The organism is Streptomyces bobili, assembly GCF_002154575.1.
Classification (GTDB): Bacteria; Actinomycetota; Actinomycetes; order Streptomycetales; family Streptomycetaceae; genus Streptomyces; species Streptomyces bobili.
Genome location: NZ_MUBA01000257.1, coordinates 370 through 2,291 on the forward strand (window position 1 = coordinate 370; position 1,922 = coordinate 2,291).

A 1,922-nucleotide genomic window follows, 5' to 3' on the forward strand; every position below is an offset into this window, starting at 1 on the left:
GAGGCGTCGTCACGCGGCTTCGTCGCCGGGCCGGAGTTTCATGCCAGGCTGGCGGTGGTCGTTCAGCACGGCCGCCCCAGATGGCTCACTGGCGCACTGTCGCATCTCGTCATCGATCGCACGTCCATGCGCATTCTCGAGCGCGACTTCCGCGCATTGCTCGACGGAGCCGACTCGCGACACCTTCCGCCGATCACCCATCAACCACTGGACCAGGCCACCGAAGAGCAGTCGCCGCAGGGACAGGCGCGCCTGGAGAGGACGCTGCGCCGATGGCGATCCGGATTCGAGAGCGCGCCCCGATCGCTCTTCCGGACCACCGTGAACAACTCTCCCCAGCCCGGATTCCCGGCCGTCGAACTGTATGCCAAGGGATTGGGGNNGAAAGACCCACGCACCAAGGACCACGTCGGTCCCCTGGCCCAGCAGGGACTGGTACCGGTGGAAACGGGCACGTCGTTCTACGACATGGTGACCCGCATGTGGCCCGCACTCCTGTTGACGTACCGGACGAGCAGCTACGACCTGTCGGCGCTCGACGCGATGTTCCCGGACGTGACCGAGGAGTGCGGCACCTCCGTGGACCACTTCGTCAATTTCATGGGCTACGACGAACCTCTGCCGTACGACGCCAGGGTCGCTCGGCTCGCGGACGGTGAGTCGGTCTGCGAGACGGTCGCGCCGGTGCCGTCGACGAGGCTGCGGTTCGGTCTGTTCCTGGATTCGGACGGAGACACCGTACGGGGCCGTATGTTCGGCAATGGACGCTATGTCGACGCCGAGACGATGCATGCCGTCCTGTGCGGGGTCAACGACCTGCTGTCGGCCGCCGCGAACGGCGATGTCGACTGGCCCGTGGATGCCGCGTTCACCCGGTTCACGCGTAGCCGCGGCTAGCGCGGGCGAGGATGGATCGGCCTCCGCCGAGCCGACGCTGTCCGGTGGCCGGTTGCTCGGCCGCGGCCTTCTGACAGCGGGCGGTCAGGCGTCCGGGTCGACTTCGGGGTGCGTGAACCGCACGGGCTTGGCCAGCGACCGGGCGTAGGCGATTTCGGCTCGGGTGCTGTCTCCGATGTAGTCGCCGACGACGAGCACCTCGTCAGCGAGCCGGATCTTCGCCCGGTGCAGATCGTCGAGTCGAACCTTAAGCGCCTCGGCCTCGACAGGATCGGACCAGAGTTCGTGCGGCGACTTCATGTCACAGCCCGGTTTGACGACAATCCTTCCGGCTTTGGTCTCCCGCAGATCGGCCTCGGTCATCTCGGTCATGAAGCGGGTGGAGCCGCAGATCACGACGATACGCGGGAGGTTCAGCTGCTTCTTCGCCTCGGCAAGCTTCTCCTCGGGGGTGAGCACGTGCGGGTACGACACCGGTTCCTCTTGGTGGTGTGGTCCAAGGGGTGCCTGCGCAGACGAGAACGAGGGCGTCCGAGATCGTTTGCGACGAACACCGTGGACACCCTCGCGACGGCACTCTATGCGACGATCGACGGCCGCCTGGAGGAGCATCCCGAGCCGGCGCCGTGGCGCCCGGAACGTCAGCTTCGAGGTGCCCGTCGGTCGACGGTCGCCATCGCGCGCCTGCTCTCCAACTCCCAGGCCGCCGGGGGACGTTGTAGTGTTCGACGCCGGACGCGTCGTCCAACGGGGGACGCACGAACAACTCGTCGGCGTACACGACTTGGTGGGCGCCCGACTCCATCATGCTTGCCTGCAAGAGACGGAGCGTTGGTCAGGATGAACGTGGAACCGAGCCTCACCGAGCGGCGGCTGATCGACGAGGTGATCGCACCACTGCTCGGCTTCGCGCCGACCGAGCTGGACCGCGACCTGACGGAACTCGGCGTGGACAGCCTCAAGATCCTGCACATCCTGGACGAGGCCGAGACGCTGTTCGCGGTGGAGTTCGCACCCGCGGACCT

Annotated in this window: 2 protein-coding genes; one reads left to right on the forward strand and one right to left on the reverse strand. The window is 66.7% G+C overall.

The window, feature by feature from the left end; genetic code table 11:
* Window positions 1-981 precede the first annotated feature (981 nt).
* Window positions 982-1,371 carry a hypothetical protein gene (locus tag BZL64_RS21285; protein ID WP_086770796.1) on the reverse strand — a complete coding sequence of 130 codons (390 nt, stop codon included), beginning with the start codon at window positions 1,369-1,371 and terminating at the stop codon, window positions 982-984.
* 366 nt (window positions 1,372-1,737) lie between these two features.
* Here BZL64_RS21285 and BZL64_RS39875 point away from each other — a divergent pair.
* Window positions 1,738-1,922 (forward strand): acyl carrier protein (locus BZL64_RS39875; protein ID WP_158101548.1); only part of this gene is annotated, 185 nt, incomplete at its 3' end.